The sequence below is a fragment of the Stenotrophomonas sp. HMWF023 genome, from assembly GCF_003060985.1.
Taxonomy (GTDB): domain Bacteria; phylum Pseudomonadota; class Gammaproteobacteria; order Xanthomonadales; family Xanthomonadaceae; genus Stenotrophomonas; species Stenotrophomonas lactitubi.
Genome location: NZ_QAIJ01000029.1, coordinates 42,395 through 44,334 on the forward strand (window position 1 = coordinate 42,395; position 1,940 = coordinate 44,334).

2 protein-coding genes and 1 pseudogene are annotated in these 1,940 nt (G+C 68.9%); 1 reads left to right on the forward strand and 2 read right to left on the reverse strand.

The window, feature by feature from the left end; genetic code table 11:
• A pseudogene (locus DBR20_RS22445) lies at positions 1–206 on the reverse strand (hypothetical protein); the annotation flags it as partial.
• Positions 203–721 carry an RNA polymerase sigma factor gene (locus DBR20_RS01260; RefSeq protein ID WP_229980839.1) on the reverse strand — a complete coding sequence of 173 codons (519 nt, stop codon included), beginning with the start codon at positions 719–721 and terminating at the stop codon, positions 203–205. The gene DBR20_RS01260 and the pseudogene DBR20_RS22445, both read right to left, overlap by 4 nt.
• 247 nt (positions 722–968) lie before the next feature.
• On the opposite strand from DBR20_RS01260, the gene DBR20_RS01265 reads away from it, so the two are divergent.
• A partial coding sequence (locus DBR20_RS01265; protein WP_146186924.1) for a GAF domain-containing protein occupies positions 969–1,940 on the forward strand: 972 nt, incomplete at its 3' end.

Genomic DNA, 1,940 nt, shown 5'->3' on the forward strand with positions numbered 1-1,940 from the left:
AATACGGCCGGCCAGCGGCGCCGTGGGCGCAGCGTGCGCGGTGCCGCCGGCGGCAGGGACGCCTCGCCCGCTGGTGCGTTCACGGCCGCACGCGCAGCGGCCAGGATCGCCGCGTCCAGCGCCGGCGGAGGGCTCTGTTCGGTGCGGCGTCCAAGCAGGCGTGCCAGTTCGCGTTCTTCCGGGGTCAGGGGATCGTCTCGGTTCATGCGTTCAGTCCCGCACGCAGCTTGTCCATCGCATAGCGCAGCCGCGATTTCACGGTTTCCCGGCCAACGCCGGTGATCTGGCCGATCTCCTCCAGGCTCAGTTCCTGTTCCAGCCGCAGTTGCAGCACTTCGCGCTGTTCTGCGGGCAGCTCTTCCATCGCCAGTTGGATGCGGCGACGTTGTTCGAATTCGGACAGTTCCGCTTCCGGGGTCTGCCCATCCTCCAGCGCGGCCAGGCGCAGATCGGCATCGGCCGGCGCAGGGGGGCGATGGCGGGCGGCGCGCCAGTGGTCGTTCAGGCGGTTGTGGGCGATGCGGAACAGCCAGGTGCTGAAGGCCGCGTCGGCCTGCCAGCCTGCCCGTGCGCTGATCACCCGTTGCCAGACGTCCTGGAACATCTCCTCGGCCAGCGCGGTGTCGCGCAGCTGCCGCAGCAGGAAGCCGAACAGGCGCTTGCGATGACGTGCATACAGGCTTTCGAACGCGTGCACGTCACCGGCGGCCCAGGCCAGCATCAAGGCTTCATCGGTTGGCAGGGCGCTGGCATCCACGCCGTACAGGGTAAGCCCTGCAGGCGGTGGCGCATAGCCGGCGATGGCGTGGGACAGGGCGACGGTCACGGCGGGAATCAGGAGAGGATCGACAGGAAAAACGCCCGACGGCACGTTTCGGGGTTACCGGGCTTCCATTGCCCCCCGGGTGGCGCGTTATGCTCGGTAATTCAGGGGAGGCGGCGCTCAGGCGGCGCCAAGAGAACGTCATTTGTCCACCGAAGCCGACCGCGCGCTGGAAGCGTCACACAACGAGCCTGTGCTGAGCGCGGCGCTGGTGCGCGCGCTGCATGCGCTGCTGCCGGAAACGGCGGTCGTGCGCGTCGGTTGGGACGATCCGCAGCTCGGCAGCGGGCAGGGCGGTTGGCCGATCGGTGGCAGCGGCGAGGACGTCTGGCAGCCGCTGGCCGACCATGCCGAAGGCCGTCATGGCTGGGAGTACGACGGCGCCCGGCTGCTGCTGTCGGTGCGCGGAGCGACACCCTCTCCGGCCTGGTGGGGGCTGGCCCGGCAGGCGATGGAGCTGGCCTTGCAGCGCGACCGCCAGGCCGGCCAGATCAAGGCGCTGGAACAGGCCGAGCGGTTGCAGCAGGCCTTGTTCCAGATTGCCGACCTGGCCGGTGCCGACCTGGAAATGGGCGAGATGCTGCGCCACGTGCATGGCGTGCTGGGCACACTGATGTATGCGCAGAACTGCTACATCGTCGAGTACGACGATGCCCGCCGGCAGATCCGCTTCCTGTACTTCGCCGACCAGGTCGATGACTTCGTTGCAGATCCTGCACAGAGCTACGACATCGACCAGATGCCGCGCAGCCTGACCGTGGCGTTGCTGCGGCATGGCCGGCCACTGAGCGGGCCTTCGCGCGAACTGCTGGCGCGGGTAGACCAGGAGCACGACCCGCAGCGCGGCCCGGAAAGCCTGGACTGGCTGGGCGTGCCGATGCTGCGCGATGGCCGCGTGTGCGGTGCGATCGTGGTGCAGAGTTACGAGCACGCCGACCGCTACGGCGAAGCCGAACGGGCGCTGCTGGGTTTTGTCGCCCAGCACGTGCAGACCGCCATGGATCGTCGCCAGGCGCAGGTGCGGCTGGAGCAGCAGGTGGAACGGCGCACGCAGGAGCTGCAGCGCGCCAATCTCAGCCTGCAGGATGAAGTGGCCGAGCGCCGCCGTGCAGAGCAG